Source organism: Bacillus sp. CGMCC 1.16541 (assembly GCF_003184905.1).
Lineage (GTDB): Bacteria > Bacillota > Bacilli > Bacillales > Bacillaceae_H > Priestia.
On the sequence record NZ_KZ821217.1, the window covers coordinates 1 to 544 of the forward strand.

Sequence of the window (544 nt, forward strand, 5' to 3'; positions counted from 1 at the left end):
AATCTTAAGACAACCGATTGTGTTTCCATATCTTCACCTCTAAATGAAATGTAATATCTATCTAATATGGTATAATATGTATATCTCAACACGCGAGGAGGTGAAAGTCATGTTAGTCAATAAAGCCTATAAGTTTCGGATCTATCCTAATAAGGAACAAGAAATCTTAATCGCTAAAACAATCGGTTGTTCTCGCTTTGTTTTCAATCACTTTTTGGCGAAATGGAACGATGCTTACAAAGAAACGGGGAAAGGGTTAACTTATAACGCTTGTTCGTCTCAATTAACACAACTAAAGAAAGAATTCGTTTGGTTAAAAGAAGTAGACAGCATTGCGATCCAATCCTCANTCCTCACTAAAAAACCTTGCCGAGTCGTATTCACGATTCTTTAAAAAGCAGAACAAAGCACCACGTTTCAAGTGTAAAAAGAATCACGTGCAATCCTACACAACAAAGCATACGAATGGCAATATTGCCATTGTAGACAACAAAATCAAGTTACCTAAATTGGGATTCGTTAAATTTGCGAAAAGTCGTGAAGT

Annotated in this window: 1 protein-coding gene and 1 pseudogene; both read left to right on the top strand. The window is 35.7% G+C overall.

The genetic code is table 11. The annotated features are described in order from the left end of the window. Window positions 1–109: 109 nt before the first annotated feature. On the top strand, window positions 110–349 hold a 240-nt coding region (locus DIS06_RS20530), incomplete at its 3' end, for a helix-turn-helix domain-containing protein (protein WP_239421875.1). 1 nt (window position 350) lies between these two features. Further along, window positions 351–544: pseudogene (locus tag DIS06_RS20535) on the top strand (IS200/IS605 family element RNA-guided endonuclease TnpB); the annotation flags it as partial.